Origin of the sequence: Aquipseudomonas alcaligenes NBRC 14159 (assembly GCF_000467105.1) — a bacterium.
Classification (GTDB): Bacteria; Pseudomonadota; Gammaproteobacteria; order Pseudomonadales; family Pseudomonadaceae; genus Aquipseudomonas; species Aquipseudomonas alcaligenes.
Genome location: NZ_BATI01000043.1, coordinates 21,346 through 38,278, shown reverse-complemented (window position 1 = coordinate 38,278; position 16,933 = coordinate 21,346). Strand labels below are relative to the sequence as shown.

The 16,933-nt window shown below is 60.1% G+C and carries 13 protein-coding genes and 4 tRNA genes; all 17 read left to right on the top strand.

Going from position 1 to position 16,933, the window contains the following annotated elements; genetic code table 11:
• The first annotated feature begins 201 nt into the window (after positions 1-201).
• The 17 genes from birA to rpsL all read left to right on the top strand — a co-directional run bounded on the left by birA (position 202) and on the right by rpsL (position 16,850).
• Positions 202-1,167, top strand: coding sequence for a bifunctional biotin--[acetyl-CoA-carboxylase] ligase/biotin operon repressor BirA (gene birA, locus PA6_RS19700; protein WP_043217080.1), 966 nt, complete (start codon positions 202-204; stop codon positions 1,165-1,167).
• Complete coding sequence (locus PA6_RS19695; protein ID WP_021702721.1) at positions 1,157-1,915, top strand: pantothenate kinase; 759 nt, start codon at positions 1,157-1,159, stop codon at positions 1,913-1,915. The genes birA and PA6_RS19695 overlap by 11 nt, the downstream gene beginning before the upstream one ends.
• Positions 1,915-2,592 (top strand): SPOR domain-containing protein, encoded by a 678-nt coding sequence (locus PA6_RS19690; RefSeq protein ID WP_021702720.1) that lies wholly within the window; start codon positions 1,915-1,917, stop codon positions 2,590-2,592. Before PA6_RS19695 ends, PA6_RS19690 begins: the two co-directional genes overlap by 1 nt.
• 128 nt (positions 2,593-2,720) lie before the next feature.
• Positions 2,721-2,805: transfer RNA gene (locus tag PA6_RS19685), tRNA-Tyr, on the top strand.
• 25 nt (positions 2,806-2,830) lie between these two features.
• Positions 2,831-2,904: transfer RNA gene (locus PA6_RS19680), tRNA-Gly, on the top strand.
• 26 nt (positions 2,905-2,930) lie between these two features.
• Positions 2,931-3,006 (top strand) — tRNA-Thr (locus tag PA6_RS19675).
• Positions 3,007-3,090: 84 nt separating this feature from the next.
• On the top strand, positions 3,091-4,284 hold the full coding sequence (gene tuf, locus PA6_RS19670) for an elongation factor Tu (RefSeq protein ID WP_021702710.1): 1,194 nt from the start codon (positions 3,091-3,093) through the stop codon (positions 4,282-4,284).
• Positions 4,285-4,337: 53 nt separating this feature from the next.
• Positions 4,338-4,413 (top strand) — tRNA-Trp (locus PA6_RS19665).
• A 50-nt stretch (positions 4,414-4,463) separates the two neighbouring features.
• The gene (gene secE, locus PA6_RS19660; protein WP_021702719.1) at positions 4,464-4,832 is read left to right on the top strand and encodes a preprotein translocase subunit SecE; all 369 of its coding nucleotides are present in this window, start codon (positions 4,464-4,466) and stop codon (positions 4,830-4,832) included.
• Positions 4,833-4,841: 9 nt separating this feature from the next.
• Positions 4,842-5,375: a transcription termination/antitermination protein NusG gene (gene nusG, locus PA6_RS19655; protein ID WP_021702718.1), complete on the top strand. Its 534-nt coding sequence runs from the start codon at positions 4,842-4,844 to the stop codon at positions 5,373-5,375.
• Positions 5,376-5,493: 118 nt separating this feature from the next.
• Complete coding sequence (gene rplK / locus PA6_RS19650; RefSeq protein WP_004373444.1) at positions 5,494-5,925, top strand: 50S ribosomal protein L11; 432 nt, start codon at positions 5,494-5,496, stop codon at positions 5,923-5,925.
• On the top strand, positions 5,925-6,620 hold the full coding sequence (gene rplA / locus PA6_RS19645) for a 50S ribosomal protein L1 (protein ID WP_021702717.1): 696 nt from the start codon (positions 5,925-5,927) through the stop codon (positions 6,618-6,620). The genes rplK and rplA overlap by 1 nt, the downstream gene beginning before the upstream one ends.
• A gap of 207 nt (positions 6,621-6,827) precedes the next feature.
• On the top strand, positions 6,828-7,328 hold the full coding sequence (gene rplJ / locus PA6_RS19640) for a 50S ribosomal protein L10 (protein ID WP_021702716.1): 501 nt from the start codon (positions 6,828-6,830) through the stop codon (positions 7,326-7,328).
• A 77-nt stretch (positions 7,329-7,405) separates the two neighbouring features.
• A complete protein-coding gene (gene rplL / locus PA6_RS19635) occupies positions 7,406-7,774 on the top strand; it encodes a 50S ribosomal protein L7/L12 (RefSeq protein ID WP_021702715.1) in 369 nt (122 codons plus the stop codon).
• Positions 7,775-7,992: 218 nt separating this feature from the next.
• Positions 7,993-12,066: a DNA-directed RNA polymerase subunit beta gene (gene rpoB / locus PA6_RS19630; RefSeq protein ID WP_021702714.1), complete on the top strand. Its 4,074-nt coding sequence runs from the start codon at positions 7,993-7,995 to the stop codon at positions 12,064-12,066.
• A 56-nt stretch (positions 12,067-12,122) separates the two neighbouring features.
• On the top strand, positions 12,123-16,322 hold the full coding sequence (rpoC, locus tag PA6_RS19625) for a DNA-directed RNA polymerase subunit beta' (protein WP_021702713.1): 4,200 nt from the start codon (positions 12,123-12,125) through the stop codon (positions 16,320-16,322).
• 156 nt (positions 16,323-16,478) lie between these two features.
• Positions 16,479-16,850 (top strand): 30S ribosomal protein S12, encoded by a 372-nt coding sequence (gene rpsL, locus PA6_RS19620; RefSeq protein ID WP_021217014.1) that lies wholly within the window; start codon positions 16,479-16,481, stop codon positions 16,848-16,850.
• The last annotated feature ends 83 nt before the right edge of the window (positions 16,851-16,933 follow it).

Sequence of the window (16,933 nt, the reverse complement as noted above, 5' to 3'; positions counted from 1 at the left end):
CAGAAGTTGTCAAGGCCTGGTTGGCGAGAGGCGCTGCTGCCGAACTGGCGCATGCATGAAGCCCAGGTATTAAAAAGCCACCGCAAGGGTGGCTTTTATCTTTAGGGGCTTACTTCGTTCTTGTTCCCTGCCGTGCGCATTTCTAGGCAATCTCTGGCTGCATCGTTATGATGCCTGCCTCTTTGCATGGGCGTTATTTTGATGCGCGAAGTGCTACAAGTGCTGCGAGATGGCCAGTTCCATTCCGGTGAGGCCCTGGGGGCGGTGCTGGGTGTGAGTCGTGCGGCCGTATGGAAGCGACTGGAGCATCTCGAGGCCGAACTGGGGCTCGAGATGCACCGGGTGCGTGGTCGCGGCTACAAGCTGGCTTCCCCATTATCTCTGCTCGAACCGGAGGCTATTGTGGCTGCCTGTCGTGCGCAGGGGTGGGAAGCTCAGATACTTGACAGTATTGACTCGACCAATGCTGAGGTTCTGCGCTGCCTGGCTGCAGGGGCTCCGGCGCCTTTCCTGGTGCTGGCGGAAAGACAGGATAACGGTCGCGGTCGTCGTGGCCGGCAGTGGGTGAGTCCGTTTGCCGAGAACCTCTATTACAGCCTTGGGCTACGCCTCGAGGGTGGGGTGTTCTCGCTTGATGGGCTCAGTCTCTCCGTTGGCTTGGCGGTATTGCGTTGCTTGCGTGAGCTGGGAGTGGTCGAGGCCGGGCTCAAGTGGCCTAACGATCTGCTGGTCGCGGGGCGCAAGATTGCCGGTGTGCTGCTGGAGCTTTCTGGTGATCCGGCCGGAGAGTGCCAGGTGGTGATCGGTATCGGCGTGAATGTGAATATGTTGCCAGGCTCCCGTGTCGTGATCGATCAGCCCTGGACATCGCTGCGTGAGTGCATTGGTCACCTGGTCGATCGTACGGCGCTGACGCTGGCTCTCGGGCGCTGGTTGGAGCATTACCTGTCCCTGCATGCGCAAGGCGGATTCGCTGCGTTGCGTGAGGAGTGGGAGGCCTGTCATCTCTGGCAGGGTAAAGAGGTCAGCTTGCTAGCTGGGCCGCAGCGTATAGATGGCGTTGTCCTGGGGGTGGATTCCCTTGGCGCGTTGCGTCTGGATGTGGCAGGCCAGGAGCGGCAGTTCAGTGGTGGCGAGCTTAGCCTGAGGTTGCGTAATGATTCTTGAGCTGGACTGCGGCAACAGTCTGATCAAATGGCGCGTGCTGAATGTCGAGTCCTGCGCGGGCCTCGCTGGCGGCGTAGTCGACTCCGATGAGGCGTTGCTGCAGGCGTTGAATGCCGTTGAGGGGCTTGCTCTGGTCGGGTGTCGTCTAGTCAGCGTGCGCAGCGATGCTGAGACGGCCGCGCTGGTCGAGCTGCTGCAGTCCAGTTTCGGTGCTGTCGTGTTGTGCGCGCAGCCGACGCAGGTGCTCGGCGGTGTACGTAACGGCTACGATGAGTATGCTCGCCTGGGGCTGGATCGTTGGCTCGCGGTGGTTGGTGCTTATCAGCTGTCTGGTGGTGCCTGCCTGGTGTTGGATCTGGGAACCGCGGTAACGGCTGATTTTGTGGCTGCCAACGGTGAGCACCTGGGCGGTTATATCTGTCCCGGTCTACCGCTGATGCGCAATCAGCTGCGCACCCATACCCGGCGCATTCGCTATGACGACATCTCGGCTGAGCGAGCGTTGCATAGCCTGCAGCCGGGCCGCTCCACTGTAGAGGCTGTCGAGCGTGGCTGTGCTCTCATGCTGCGCGGCTTTGCTCTGGCTCAGGTCGAGCTCGCGCGTGAGCGTTGGGGGGAGGATTTCACGGTCTATCTCACCGGGGGCGACGCCGCTCTGGTCAGTGAAGTGCTGCCGCGGGCGCGCCTGGTCTCTGATTTGGTCTTCGTCGGGCTCGCGCTGGCCTGTCCGTTGCCTGGGGTTCGCTAATGCGCTGGTTCTTTCTGCTTCTACTGGTTCTGAATCTCTTCTATTACGTCTGGCATCAGCAGCAGGCTCCCCTGCGGGTCAAGGAAGTGGAGCCGATGGCGCTGTATCAAGGTGCCCAGCAAGGTTTGCGGCTGCTTGATGCGACGGATCGGGCTAAGGTGCGTCCCGAGCTTGCGCAGTCAACCTCCAGGTCGCTCGATGAGACCTGTCTGTTTCTGGGCAGTTTTCAGCAGGAAGATGGTGCGCGGCAGGTCGAGCAGCGCCTGATGGCGCTGGATATCCAGGCCGAGATTCGCTCGGTGGACGCGGCGGCGGGCCTGGATTACTGGGTGTATCTGGCTCCCCTGGCTTCTCGTCAGGCATCCCTGCGTCAGTTGAAGGAGCTGCAGGCGCGTAAGATCGATAGCTACATCATTACCCAGGGGGATCTGGCCAACGGTATCTCGCTGGGTATCTTCCCGCGCAGCGATTCGGCCGAGAGTGTCATGCTGCGCCTGCGGGATGCGGGATATGAGCCGCTGCTGCGCGAGTTGCCGCGGGCGCAGCGCAGTTTCTGGGTGCGCATCGCGCCGGAGAGTCGGCGTCTGGCGGATGACGTGATGCCGCAGCTGGTCATGGACTTCCAGGATCTGCAGCATCAAATAATGCCGTGCGAAAGCGTTGCAGCTGGTCAGTAGTTTGCATAGAATGGCGCCCGCTTGAGGGGGAGGCCCCCTGAGGCGACTGTCGAAATGCGCTAACCTCAAGTTTTTATTGAGAAAATGCTTGACAGTCAGGTGGCAGCGGTTAAAATGCCGCCCACTTTGGAGGGGTTCCCGAGCGGCCAAAGGGATCAGACTGTAAATCTGACGTCATAGACTTCGAAGGTTCGAATCCTTCCCCCTCCACCAGATTTAAGCGTGAGCCACAAGCTCCGCGGGCATAGTTCAGTGGTAGAACCTCAGCCTTCCAAGCTGATGATGCGGGTTCGATTCCCGCTGCCCGCTCCAAGTTTGTTGTTTATGCAAAGTGTTTCGCTCATGTAGCTCAGCTGGTAGAGCACACCCTTGGTAAGGGTGAGGTCAGCGGTTCAAATCCGCTCATGAGCTCCACTTCTACAAAGGCAGATATGCAGATATCTGCCTTTGTTTTAATGGCAGTGTCAGTTCTCAATTCCTAGTTCGGAGACGAGTCAGATGGCTAAGGAAAAATTCGAGCGTAACAAACCGCACGTCAACGTTGGCACCATCGGTCACGTTGACCACGGTAAAACCACTCTGACCGCTGCTCTGACCCGTGTCTGCTCCGAAGTATTCGGTTCGGCCAAGGTCGACTTCGACAAGATCGACTCGGCTCCGGAAGAGAAGGCTCGCGGTATCACCATCAACACCGCTCACGTTGAGTACGACTCGGCTGTTCGTCACTACGCGCACGTTGACTGCCCGGGCCACGCCGACTACGTGAAGAACATGATCACCGGTGCTGCTCAGATGGACGGTGCGATCCTGGTTTGCTCGGCCGCCGATGGCCCGATGCCGCAAACTCGTGAGCACATCCTGCTGTCCCGTCAGGTAGGCGTTCCTTACATTGTCGTGTTCCTGAACAAGGCTGACATGGTTGATGACGCCGAGCTGCTGGAACTGGTCGAGATGGAAGTTCGCGACCTGCTGTCCACCTATGACTTCCCGGGTGACGACACTCCGATCATCATTGGTTCCGCTCTGATGGCTCTGAACGGCCAGGATGACAACGAGATGGGTACCAGCGCTGTGAAGAAGCTGGTCGAGACTCTGGATGCCTACATCCCTGAGCCGGTTCGTGCCATCGACATGCCGTTCCTGATGCCGATCGAGGACGTGTTCTCGATCTCCGGTCGTGGCACCGTGGTAACCGGTCGCGTTGAGCGCGGTATCGTCAAGGTTCAGGAAGAGATCGAGATCGTCGGTCTGCGTCCGACCACCAAGACCACCTGCACCGGCGTGGAAATGTTCCGCAAGCTGCTCGATGAAGGTCGTGCTGGCGAGAACTGCGGCGTGCTGCTGCGCGGCACCAAGCGTGATGAAGTCGAGCGTGGTCAGGTTCTGGCCAAGCCGGGCACCATCAAGCCGCACACCAAGTTCGAAGCTGAAGTGTACGTTCTGTCCAAAGAAGAAGGTGGTCGTCACACCCCGTTCTTCAAGGGCTACCGTCCGCAGTTCTACTTCCGTACCACCGACGTAACCGGTTCGTGCGAACTGCCGGAAGGCGTTGAGATGGTAATGCCGGGCGACAACATCAAAATGGTTGTCACTCTGATCAAGCCGATCGCCATGGACGACGGCCTGCGTTTCGCAATTCGCGAAGGCGGCCGTACCGTTGGTGCCGGCGTGGTTGCTAAGGTCATCGAGTAATCGGTTGATCTGTCTCGGTAAGGCCGGCATAATGGTCGGCCTTACTTCGATTTAGGCCAGTAGCTCAATTGGCAGAGCGGCGGTCTCCAAAACCGCAGGTTGGGGGTTCGATTCCCTCCTGGCCTGCCAGATTCCTGGTTAGATGTGGATCTGGCGTTTCTTTCGACAGGGTTTTTCTCATGAATGCCAAGGCTGAAGCTAAAGACTCCCGCTTTGATGTGCTGAAGTGGCTCGCTGTAGTCGCTCTGGTCGTCGCTGCTGTGGTCGGCAATCAGTACTTCTCGGCTGAACCGCTTCTGTATCGCGTGCTGGCTCTGCTGGCGCTGGCTGTCGTGGCTGGCTTCGTTGCGCTGCAGACGGTGAAAGGTCAGGCGTTCTTTGCTCTGGCAAAAGAAGCGCGCGTCGAGATTCGCAAGGTTGTCTGGCCGACTCGTCAGGAAACCACGCAGACCACTTTGATCGTGGTTGCTGTTGTCCTGGTGATGTCGCTGGTCCTCTGGGGCCTGGACAGCCTGCTGGGTTGGCTTGTTTCGTTGATTGTCGGTTAAGGGTGTCCCGTGGCTAAGCGTTGGTACGTCGTGCATGCTTACTCGGGTTACGAGAAGCATGTCATGCGCTCGTTGATCGAGCGCGTCAAGCTGGCTGGCATGGAAGACGAGTTCGGCGAAATTCTGGTTCCCACCGAAGAAGTGGTGGAAATGCGTAACGGCCAGAAACGCAAGAGCGAGCGTAAGTTCTTCCCTGGCTATGTGCTGGTGCAGATGGAAATGAACGAGGCGACTTGGCACCTGATCAAGGATACGCCGCGCGTCATGGGCTTCATTGGTGGTACTGCCGACAAGCCGGCGCCGATCACCGAGAAAGAGGCCGATGCCATTCTGCGTCGTGTAGCCGATAGCGGTGACAAACCGAAGCCGAAGACGCTGTTCGAACCGGGCGAGACTGTTCGTGTCATCGATGGTCCGTTCGCTGACTTCAATGGTGTCGTTGAAGAAGTTAACTACGAGAAGAGCCGGATCCAAGTGGCCGTGCTCATTTTCGGTCGCTCCACGCCGGTGGAGCTGGAGTTCAGTCAGGTCGAGAAGGCATAACTGAACAATGCATCCCGAACCCCGCAGCTGCTGGCTGCGGGGTTTTGTCGTCACTGGGATAAATGCGTACTAACCGGGGAGCCTCAGTGAGGCGTCTGACCCGATATTGGAGTAGCTCATGGCTAAGAAGATTCAGGCTTACATCAAGCTGCAAGTAAAGGCCGGCCAGGCCAACCCGTCGCCGCCCGTTGGTCCCGCTCTGGGTCAACACGGTGTGAACATCATGGAATTCTGCAAGGCGTTCAACGCCAAGACCCAGGGCATGGAACCTGGTCTGCCGACTCCTGTGATCATCACCGTTTACAGCGACCGCAGCTTCACCTTTGAAACCAAAAGCACCCCGGCTTCGGTGCTGCTGAAGAAGGCCGCCGGCCTGACCAGCGGTTCCGCTCGTCCGAACACCGTCAAAGTGGGCACCGTTACCCGTGCTCAGCTGGAAGAGATCGCCAAGACCAAGCAGGCCGATCTGACTGCAGCTGACCTGGATGCGGCCGTGCGTACCATCGCCGGCTCCGCGCGTAGCATGGGCCTGAACGTGGAGGGTGTGTAATGGCTAAGCTGACCAAGCGCCAGAAGGCTATCGCCGAGAAAGTAGAAGCCGGCAAGGCTTACAACTTCGAAGAGGCCGCCAAGCTGCTGGCCGAGCTGTCCACCGTCAAGTTCACCGAGTCTTTCGACATCTCCGTGAACCTGGGCGTGGATCCGCGTAAATCCGACCAGGTTGTTCGTGGTGCCACCGTTCTGCCGAACGGCACCGGCAAAACCGTCCGCGTGGCCGTGTTCACTCAGGGCCCGGCTGCTGAAGCCGCTCTGGCTGCCGGTGCCGACAAGGTCGGTATGGATGAGCTGGCTGCCGAAATGAAGGCTGGCGATTTGAACTACGACGTGGTCATCGCTTCCCCGGATGCCATGCGCGTCGTTGGCCAGCTGGGCCAGGTTCTCGGTCCGCGTGGCCTGATGCCGAACCCGAAAGTCGGCACCGTAACTCCGGACGTGGCTACCGCTGTGAAGAATGCCAAAGCTGGTCAGGTGCGTTTCCGTACCGACAAGAACGGCATCATCCACACCTCCGTTGGCAAGGTCGGCTTCGAAGCCGCCGCGCTGAAGCAGAACGTGGAAGCCCTGCTGAGCGATCTGAAGCGCCTGAAGCCGTCCACCTCCAAAGGTGTGTACGTCAAGCGCGTGACCCTGAGCACCACCATGGGCCCGGGTCTGGTGATCGATCAGGCTTCCCTGGAAGCGTAAGTGTTATGGCCGGCGGATTCGTCCGCCGGCTGGAAAGATTGGGGTCCCTGCCTGGCGGGGGCTATCCAAGACCGTAGGCGGCGCAAGCCTTAAACCGGGATGTTTCTAAGCCTACGCAGATGGTGCTCCCGATTCCTTACCGAATCAGACACCAAAACGACACCCGGCTCCGGCCAGGTGAAACGGTAACAAGCAGGAGTTTTACCCGTGGCAATTAAACTCGAAGACAAGAAGGCCATCGTCGCTGAAGTCAACGAGGCTGCCAAAGTTGCCCTGTCCGCTGTTGTGGCTGATGCCCGTGGCGTGACTGTTGGCGCTATGACCGGACTCCGTAAAGAGGCTCGTGAAGCTGGTGTGTACGTGAAAGTCGTACGTAACACCCTGCTCAAGCGCGCCGTTGCCGACACTGAATTCAGTGTTCTCAACGACGTGTTCGCCGGCCCCACCCTGATCGCGTTCTCCAACGAACATCCGGGCGCTGCTGCCCGTCTGTTCAAAGAGTTCGCCAAGGGTAACGACAAGTTCGAGATCAAGGCAGCTGCGTTCGAGGGCAAGTTCCTCGCAGCTAACCAGATCGACGTACTGGCAACTCTGCCGACCTACGACGAAGCCATTTCTCAGCTGATGAGCGTGATCCAAGGCGCTACCAGCAAGCTGGCTCGTACTCTGGCGGCCGTTCGCGACCAGAAAGAAGCCGCCGCTGCCTAAGGCAACGAAAGCCCTTTCAAATCACATGTTTAATTTGATGGCTGCGTAGGCTGTCACCCCAATACAGGATTTAAGTCATGTCTCTGACTAACGAGCAAATCATCGAAGCCATCGGCCAGAAAACCGTTCTGGAAGTTGTTGAGCTGATCAAAGCAATGGAAGAGAAGTTCGGCGTTACCGCCGCTGCTGCCACCGTTGCTGCTGCTGGCCCGGCTGCTGCCGCTGTTGAAGAGCAAACCGAGTTCAACGTTGTTCTGGCCGACGCCGGCGAGAAGAAAGTCAACGTGATCAAGGCTGTTCGCGAACTGACCGGTCTGGGCCTGAAAGAAGCCAAAGAAAAAGTCGACACCGCTCCTCAGGTCATCGCCGAAGGCCTGTCCAAGGAAGCTGCCGAAGACGCCAAGAAGAAGCTGGAAGAAGCTGGCGCCAAGGTCGAGCTCAAGTAAGCTCGCACCTTGCGTCTACAGCCCGAGCGTTAAGCAAAAGGCTGATGGCTGGTGGCAAATGCCACCGGCCTTTTTCCGTTATGGGCAGTGGCCGAAATGCCCTGTCCATGGCGTGAAAGTCCCGCCCGAGGGCGGCGCAAACCGAGGGTTTGCACGATTTTCTGGTCATTGCCGCCGGCAGTGGCCAAACAAGCAGGTGACCAAGCTGGGGAACGCTGATGGCTTACTCATACACTGAGAAAAAACGTATCCGCAAGGACTTTAGCAAGTTGCCGGATGTGATGGATGTGCCGTATCTCCTGGCCATCCAGCTGGATTCGTATCGCGAATTCCTGCAGCAAGGAGTGAGCAAGGAGCAGTTCCGCGACGTTGGCCTGCATGCGGCCTTCAAGTCCGTATTCCCGATCATCAGCTACTCCGGCAATGCCGCTCTGGAGTACGTCGGCTATCGCCTGGGCGAGCCCGCGTTCGACGTCAAGGAGTGCGTGCTGCGTGGCGTGACTTTCGCCGTACCGCTGCGCGTTAAGGTCCGTCTGATCATTTTCGACAAAGAATCGTCGAACAAAGCGATCAAGGACATCAAAGAGCAAGAAGTCTACATGGGCGAAATTCCGCTCATGACCGAAAACGGTACCTTCATCATCAACGGTACCGAGCGAGTGATCGTTTCCCAGCTGCACCGCTCCCCGGGTGTGTTCTTCGACCACGACCGTGGCAAGACCCACAGCTCCGGCAAGCTGCTGTACTCCGCGCGCATCATCCCCTACCGCGGTTCCTGGCTGGACTTCGAGTTCGATCCGAAGGACTGCGTGTTCGTTCGTATCGACCGTCGCCGCAAGCTGCCGGCTTCCGTCCTGCTGCGCGCCCTGGGTTACAGCACCGAGCAGGTTCTGGACGCCTTCTACGACACCAACGTGTTCCATGTGAAGGGTGAGAACCTCAACCTGGAACTGGTGCCGTCGCGTCTGCGTGGCGAAATCGCCGCGTTCGACATCAAGGATGAGAAAGGCAAGGTCATCGTTGAGCAGGGCCGCCGTATCACCGCGCGCCACATCAACCAGATCGACAAGGCCGGCATCAAGGAGCTGGAAGTTCCGCTCGACTACGTGCTGGGCCGCACCACCGCCAAGGCCATCGTGCATCCGGCCACCGGCGAGATCGTTGCCGAGTGCAACTCCGAGCTGACCACCGACCTGCTGGCGAAGATCGTCAAGGCTCAGGTAGTTCGCATCGAGACCCTGTACACCAACGACATCGACTGCGGTCCGTTCATCTCCGACACGCTGAAGATCGACTCCACCGGCAACCAGCTGGAAGCCCTGGTCGAGATCTACCGCATGATGCGTCCTGGCGAGCCGCCAACCAAGGATGCCGCCGAGACCCTGTTCAACAACCTGTTCTTCAGTGCCGAGCGTTACGACCTGTCCGCCGTGGGCCGCATGAAGTTCAACCGTCGTATCGGTCGCAGCGAGATCGAAGGCTCCGGCGTTCTGTCCAAAGAGGACATCGTCGACGTACTGAAGACGCTGGTCGACATCCGTAACGGCAAGGGCATCGTCGACGACATCGACCACCTGGGTAACCGTCGCGTACGTTGCGTTGGCGAGATGGCCGAGAACCAGTTCCGCGTCGGCCTGGTGCGCGTCGAGCGCGCTGTCAAAGAGCGTCTGTCGATGGCCGAAAGCGAAGGCCTGATGCCGCAGGACCTGATCAACGCCAAGCCGGTTGCGGCGGCGGTGAAGGAGTTCTTCGGTTCCAGCCAGCTCTCGCAGTTCATGGACCAGAACAACCCGCTCTCCGAGATCACCCACAAGCGCCGTGTCTCCGCACTCGGCCCGGGCGGTCTGACCCGTGAGCGCGCCGGCTTCGAAGTCCGCGACGTACACCCGACCCACTACGGCCGCGTGTGCCCGATCGAGACCCCTGAAGGTCCGAACATCGGTCTGATCAACTCCCTGGCCGCCTATGCCCGCACCAACCAGTACGGCTTCCTGGAAAGCCCGTACCGCGTGGTCAAGGAAGGCAAGGTCACCGACGAAATCGTGTTCCTCTCCGCCATCGAAGAGGCCGACCACGTCATCGCCCAGGCATCCGCCACCCTGAACGCCAAGGGCGAGCTGATCGACGAACTGGTGAACGTGCGTCACCTCAACGAGTTCACCGTCAAGGCACCGGAAGACGTGACCCTGATGGACGTGTCGCCGAAGCAGGTCGTTTCCGTCGCTGCCTCGCTGATTCCGTTCCTCGAGCACGACGACGCCAACCGTGCACTGATGGGCTCGAACATGCAGCGTCAGGCCGTGCCGACTCTGCGTGCCGACAAGCCGTTGGTGGGTACCGGCATGGAGCGCAACGTCGCCCGTGACTCCGGTGTCTGCGTCGTGGCCCGTCGTGGCGGCGTGATCGACTCCGTCGACGCCAGCCGCATCGTGGTACGCGTGGCCGACGACGAAGTCGAAACCGGTGAAGCCGGTGTCGACATCTACAACCTGACCAAGTACACCCGCTCCAACCAGAACACCTGCATCAACCAGCGTCCACTGGTGAGCAAGGGTGACAAGGTTTCGCGCGGCGACATCATGGCCGACGGCCCGTCCACCGACATGGGTGAACTGGCGCTGGGTCAGAACATGCGCGTAGCGTTCATGCCGTGGAACGGCTTCAACTTCGAAGACTCCATCTGCCTGTCCGAGCGCGTGGTCCAGGAAGACCGCTTCACCACGATCCACATCCAGGAGCTGACCTGTGTGGCGCGTGACACCAAGCTTGGCCCTGAGGAAATCACCGCGGACATCCCGAACGTGGGTGAGGCTGCGCTGAACAAGCTGGACGAAGCCGGTATCGTCTACGTCGGCGCCGAAGTGCTGGCCGGCGACATCCTGGTCGGCAAGGTCACTCCGAAAGGCGAGACCCAGCTGACTCCGGAAGAGAAACTGCTGCGTGCGATTTTCGGTGAGAAGGCGTCCGACGTTAAAGACACCTCCCTGCGCGTGCCGACCGGCACCAAGGGTACCGTCATCGACGTGCAGGTCTTCACCCGCGACGGCGTTGAGCGCGACAGCCGCGCCCTTGCCATCGAGAAGCAGCAGCTCGACGAGATCCGCAAGGACCTGAACGAAGAGTTCCGCATCGTCGAAGGTGCCACCTTCGAGCGTCTGCGTTCCGCTCTGGTCGGCGCCAAAGCCGAAGGCGGTGCCGGCCTGAAGAAAGGCACCGTGATCGACGACGCCTACCTCGACGGTCTGGAACGTGGTCAGTGGTTCAAGCTGCGCATGGCTGACGATGCTCTGAACGAGCAGCTGGAGAAGGCTCAGGCCTACATCAGCGACCGTCGCCAGATGCTGGACGACAAGTTCGAAGACAAGAAGCGCAAGCTGCAGCAGGGTGACGACCTGGCGCCGGGCGTACTGAAGATCGTCAAGGTCTACCTGGCCATCAAGCGCCGCATCCAGCCGGGCGACAAGATGGCCGGTCGTCACGGTAACAAGGGTGTGGTCTCGGTGATCATGCCGGTCGAAGACATGCCGCACGATGCCAATGGCACTCCGGTCGACATCGTCCTCAACCCGCTGGGCGTACCGTCGCGTATGAACGTCGGTCAGATTCTCGAAACCCACCTGGGCCTGGCGGCCAAGGGCCTGGGCGAGAAGATCAACCGCATGCTCGAAGAGCAGCGCAAGATCGCCGAGCTGCGCAAGTTCCTCAATGAGATCTACAACGAGATCGGTGGTCGTCAGGAAAGCCTGGATACCTTCTCCGATGCCGAGATTCTGGATCTGGCGAAGAACCTGAAGGGCGGCGTGCCGATGGCTACTGCCGTATTCGACGGCGCCAAGGAAAGCGAGATCAAGGCCATGCTGAAGCTGGCCGATCTGCCGGAAAGCGGCCAGATGCGCCTGTTCGACGGCCGTACCGGTAACCAGTTCGAGCGTCCGACCACCGTCGGCTACATGTACATGCTCAAGCTGAACCACCTGGTCGACGACAAGATGCACGCCCGTTCCACCGGTTCCTACAGCCTGGTTACCCAGCAGCCGCTGGGTGGTAAGGCGCAGTTCGGTGGTCAGCGCTTCGGTGAGATGGAGGTCTGGGCGCTGGAAGCCTACGGCGCCGCCTACACCCTGCAGGAAATGCTGACCGTGAAGTCGGACGACGTGAACGGCCGGACCAAGATGTACAAGAACATCGTGGACGGCGATCACCGCATGGAGGCCGGCATGCCCGAGTCCTTCAACGTGTTGATCAAAGAGATCCGCTCGCTCGGTATCGACATCGAACTGGAAACCGAATAACACGCCTTGCTGCGGCCGCACCGTCGGCCGCAGCAAGTCTGTGAGGAGGAAAGGCCTTGAAAGACTTGCTGAATCTGCTGAAAAACCAGGGTCAGGTTGAAGAGTTCGATGCGATCCGTATCGGTCTGGCTTCGCCTGAGATGATCCGTTCCTGGTCTTTCGGTGAAGTAAAAAAACCGGAAACCATCAACTACCGTACCTTCAAGCCCGAGCGCGACGGTCTGTTCTGCGCCAAGATCTTTGGCCCGGTCAAGGACTACGAGTGCCTGTGCGGTAAGTACAAGCGCCTCAAGCACCGCGGCGTGATCTGCGAGAAGTGCGGCGTGGAAGTGGCCCTGGCCAAGGTCCGTCGTGAGCGCATGGCGCACATCGAACTGGCCTCGCCGGTCGCCCACATCTGGTTCCTGAAGTCCCTGCCGTCCCGTATCGGCCTGCTGCTGGACATGACCCTGCGTGACATCGAGCGCGTGCTCTATTTCGAGAGCTACGTGGTGATCGATCCGGGCATGACCACCCTGGAAAAGGGCCAGCTGCTGAACGACGAGCAGTACTTCGAGGCCCTCGAAGAGTTCGGTGACGACTTCGACGCGCGCATGGGCGCCGAGGCCGTGCGCGAGCTGCTCAACGCCATCGACCTGGATCACGAGATCGGCCGCCTGCGCGAAGAGATTCCGCAGACCAACTCCGAGACCAAGATCAAGAAGCTGTCCAAGCGCCTGAAGCTGATGGAAGCCTTCAAGGACTCCGGCAACCACCCGGAGTGGATGGTCCTGACCGTTCTGCCGGTACTGCCGCCGGACCTGCGTCCGCTGGTTCCGCTGGATGGCGGCCGCTTCGCGACTTCCGATCTGAACGATCTGTATCGCCGCGTGATCAACCGTAACAACCGTCTGAAGCGCCTGCTCGACCTGGCCGCGCCGGACATCATCGTGCGCAACGAAAAGCGCATGCTGCAGGAAGCGGTCGACGCCCTGCTCGACAACGGCCGTCGCGGTCGCGCCATCACCGGCTCGAACAAGCGCCCGCTGAAGTCGCTGGCCGACATGATCAAAGGTAAGCAAGGTCGCTTCCGTCAGAACCTGCTCGGTAAGCGCGTGGACTACTCCGGTCGTTCCGTGATCACCGTTGGCCCGACCCTGCGCCTGCACCAGTGCGGTCTGCCGAAGAAGATGGCCCTCGAGCTGTTCAAGCCGTTCATTTTCGGCAAGCTCGAAGCCCGCGGCATGGCCACCACCATCAAGGCGGCCAAGAAGATGGTCGAGCGCGAACTGCCCGAGGTCTGGGACGTTCTCGCCGAAGTCATCCGCGAACATCCCGTGCTGCTCAACCGCGCACCGACCTTGCACCGTCTGGGCATCCAGGCGTTCGAACCGGTGCTGATCGAAGGTAAAGCGATCCAGCTGCACCCGCTGGTCTGTGCCGCGTACAACGCCGACTTCGACGGTGACCAGATGGCCGTGCACGTTCCGCTGACCCTCGAGGCCCAGCTGGAAGCGCGCGCGTTGATGATGTCGACCAACAACGTGCTGTCGCCCGCCAACGGCGAGCCGATCATCGTGCCGTCGCAGGACGTGGTACTGGGTCTGTACTACATGACCCGTGAAGCCATCAACGCCAAGGGCGAAGGTCGCGTATTCGCCGACCTGCAGGAAGTCGACCGCGTGTTCCGCGCCGGCGAAGCCTCCCTGCACGCCAAGGTCAAGGTGCGCATCAACGAGACCGTCAAGCAGAAGGACGGCAGCCTGGTCAAGAACACCCGCATCGTCGACACCACCGTCGGCCGCGCGCTGCTGTTCCAGATCGTCCCGGCCGGCCTGTCCTATGACGTGGTCAACCAGTCGATGAAGAAGAAGGCGATCTCCAAGCTGATCAACCAGTGCTACCGCACTGTGGGTCTGAAGGACACCGTGATCTTCGCCGACCAGCTGATGTACACCGGTTTCGCCTACTCGACCATCTCCGGTGTGTCGATCGGCGTGAACGACTTCGTCATCCCGGATGAGAAGGCGCGCATCATCGACGCCGCCACCGAGGAAGTGAAGGAAATCGAATCGCAGTACGCCTCCGGCCTGGTAACCCAGGGCGAGAAGTACAACAAGGTGATCGACCTCTGGTCCAAGGCCAATGACGAAGTGTCCAAGGCGATGATGGCCAACCTCTCGAAAGAGAAGGTCATCGACCGCGAGGGCAAAGAAGTCGACCAGGAGTCCTTCAACTCCATGTACATGATGGCGGACTCCGGTGCTCGTGGTAGCGCCGCCCAGATCCGTCAGCTGGCCGGTATGCGTGGTCTGATGGCCAAGCCGGACGGCTCGATCATCGAGACCCCGATCACCGCGAACTTCCGTGAAGGCCTGAACGTACTGCAGTACTTCATTTCCACTCACGGTGCGCGTAAAGGTCTGGCGGATACCGCACTGAAGACCGCGAACTCTGGTTACCTGACCCGTCGTCTGGTCGACGTGGCTCAGGACCTGGTGGTGACCGAAGTCGACTGCGGTACCGAACACGGTCTGCTGATGACTCCGCACATCGAAGGCGGCGACGTGGTTGAGCCGCTCGGTGAGCGCGTGCTCGGCCGTGTAATCGCCAAGGACGTGCCGAAGCCGGGCGGCGATGAAATCATCGTTCCGGCCGGTACCCTGGTCGACGAGAAGTGGGTCGAGTTCATCGAGCGCAACAGCATCGACGAAGTGGTCGTGCGTTCGCCGATCACCTGCGAAACCCGCTACGGCATCTGCGCCAAGTGCTATGGCCGCGATCTGGCCCGTGGTCACCAGGTCAACATCGGTGAAGCGGTCGGCGTTATCGCCGCCCAGTCCATCGGTGAGCCGGGTACCCAGCTGACCATGCGTACCTTCCACATCGGTGGTGCCGCCAGCCGTACCTCGGCTGCCGACAGCGTTCAGGTGAAGAATGGTGGCGCGATCCGTCTGCACAACCTGAAGCATGTCGAGCGTGCCGACGGCGCCCTGGTCGCGGTATCGCGCTCCGGTGAGCTGGCCATCGCCGACGAATTCGGTCGTGAGCGCGAGCGCTACAAGCTGCCGTACGGTGCCGTGATTTCGGTGAAGGAAGGCGACAAGGTCGAAGCTGGCGCCATCGTCGCCAAGTGGGACCCGCACACCCACCCGATCGTGACCGAAATGAAGGGTACCGTGACCTTCGTCGGCATGGAGGAGGGCATCACCATCAAGCGCCAGACCGACGAACTGACCGGTCTGACCAACATCGAAGTGCTGGATCCGAAAGATCGTCCGGCCGCTGGCAAGGACATCCGTCCGGCGCTGAAGATGGTCGACGCCAACGGCAAGGAACTGCTGCTGCCGGGTACCGACGTACCGGCCCAGTACTTCCTGCCGGCCAACGCCCTGGTTGGCGTGGCTGACGGTGCGCAGATCGGTGTCGGTGACGTCATCGCCCGTATCCCGCAGGAGACCTCGAAGACCCGCGACATCACCGGTGGTCTGCCGCGCGTTGCCGACCTGTTCGAAGCGCGTCGTCCGAAAGAGGCTTCGATCCTGGCGGAAATCAGCGGCACCATCTCGTTCGGCAAGGAGACCAAGGGCAAGCGCCGTCTGGTCATCACTCCGACCGATGGCAGCGATCCGTACGAGGAGCTGATTCCGAAGTGGCGTCACCTGAACGTCTTCGAAGGCGAACAAGTGAACCGCGGCGAAGTGATCTCCGACGGTCCGAGCGATCCGCATGACATCCTGCGTCTGCTGGGCGTCAGCGCGCTGGCCAAGTACATCGTCAACGAGATCCAGGACGTGTACCGTCTGCAGGGCGTGAAGATCAACGACAAGCACATCGAGACCATCCTGCGTCAGATGCTGCGCAAGGTCGAGATCAGCGAGTCCGGCGACTCCAGCTTCATCAAGGGCGACCAGATGGAACTGACCCACGTGCTGGGCGAGAACGAGCAGCTGGCGGCCGAAGACAAGTTCATCGCCAAGTACGAGCGCGTTCTGCTGGGTATCACCAAGGCCTCGCTGTCCACCGAGTCGTTCATCTCCGCGGCCTCCTTCCAGGAGACCACCCGCGTACTGACCGAAGCGGCTGTGACCGGCAAGCGCGATTACCTGCGCGGCCTGAAGGAGAACGTGGTCGTGGGTCGTCTGATCCCGGCCGGTACCGGCCTGGCGTATCACAGCGAGCGCAAGCGCAAGCGTGATGCCGACAAGCCGCAGCGCGTGAGTGCCAGTGAGGTCGAAGCCGCACTGACCGAGGCGCTGAACTCCAGCAGCAACTGATGGATCGAGGCCCCGGGCGAGTGATCGCCCGGGGCCTCGTCTTGACTGGGGGCGCGAGTCTCTTTAGACTCATGCACCCCTAAATTTGGCAGGGCGACTAGCTCTGCCATTTTGCTTTAGGGCAATAGCGTCGAAAGACAACAGTGGAGCTTATAGATGGCAACTATCAACCAGCTGGTACGCCAGCCGCGCAAGCGTATCGTCGAGAAATCCGACGTTCCTGCGCTGCAGAACTGCCCGCAGCGTCGTGGCGTGTGCACTCGTGTGTACACCACCACGCCGAAGAAACCGAACTCCGCACTGCGTAAAGTGTGCCGTGTTCGTCTGACCAACGGTTTTGAAGTCACCTCCTACATCGGTGGTGAAGGTCACAACCTGCAAGAGCACAGCGTCGTGCTGATCCGTGGCGGTCGTGTAAAAGACCTTCCGGGTGTGCGCTACCACACTGTGCGCGGTTCGCTGGATACCACCGGCGTTAAAGACCGTAAGCAGGGCCGTTCCAAGTACGGTACCAAGCGTCCGAAGTAATTTTCGGTGCGCCATTTTTCTTTTTATTGAGTCGATAAGAGTAAGGTCGGGCGTAACCGAATGGTTATGGTCCCGGGCTAACC

Excerpts from the sequence above, each read along its gene's own strand:
- birA (WP_043217080.1), top strand. The coding sequence starts at position 202 with ATGCGCGAAGTGCTACAAGTGCTGCGAGATGGCCAGTTCCATTCCGGT.
- PA6_RS19695 (WP_021702721.1), top strand. The coding sequence starts at position 1,157 with ATGATTCTTGAGCTGGACTGCGGCAACAGTCTGATCAAATGGCGCGTG.
- PA6_RS19690 (WP_021702720.1), top strand. The coding sequence starts at position 1,915 with ATGCGCTGGTTCTTTCTGCTTCTACTGGTTCTGAATCTCTTCTATTAC.
- tuf (WP_021702710.1), top strand. The coding sequence starts at position 3,091 with ATGGCTAAGGAAAAATTCGAGCGTAACAAACCGCACGTCAACGTTGGC.
- secE (WP_021702719.1), top strand. The coding sequence starts at position 4,464 with ATGAATGCCAAGGCTGAAGCTAAAGACTCCCGCTTTGATGTGCTGAAG.
- rplK (WP_004373444.1), top strand. The coding sequence starts at position 5,494 with ATGGCTAAGAAGATTCAGGCTTACATCAAGCTGCAAGTAAAGGCCGGC.
- rplA (WP_021702717.1), top strand. The coding sequence starts at position 5,925 with ATGGCTAAGCTGACCAAGCGCCAGAAGGCTATCGCCGAGAAAGTAGAA.
- rplL (WP_021702715.1), top strand. The coding sequence starts at position 7,406 with ATGTCTCTGACTAACGAGCAAATCATCGAAGCCATCGGCCAGAAAACC.
- rpoB (WP_021702714.1), top strand. The coding sequence starts at position 7,993 with ATGGCTTACTCATACACTGAGAAAAAACGTATCCGCAAGGACTTTAGC.
- rpsL (WP_021217014.1), top strand. The coding sequence starts at position 16,479 with ATGGCAACTATCAACCAGCTGGTACGCCAGCCGCGCAAGCGTATCGTC.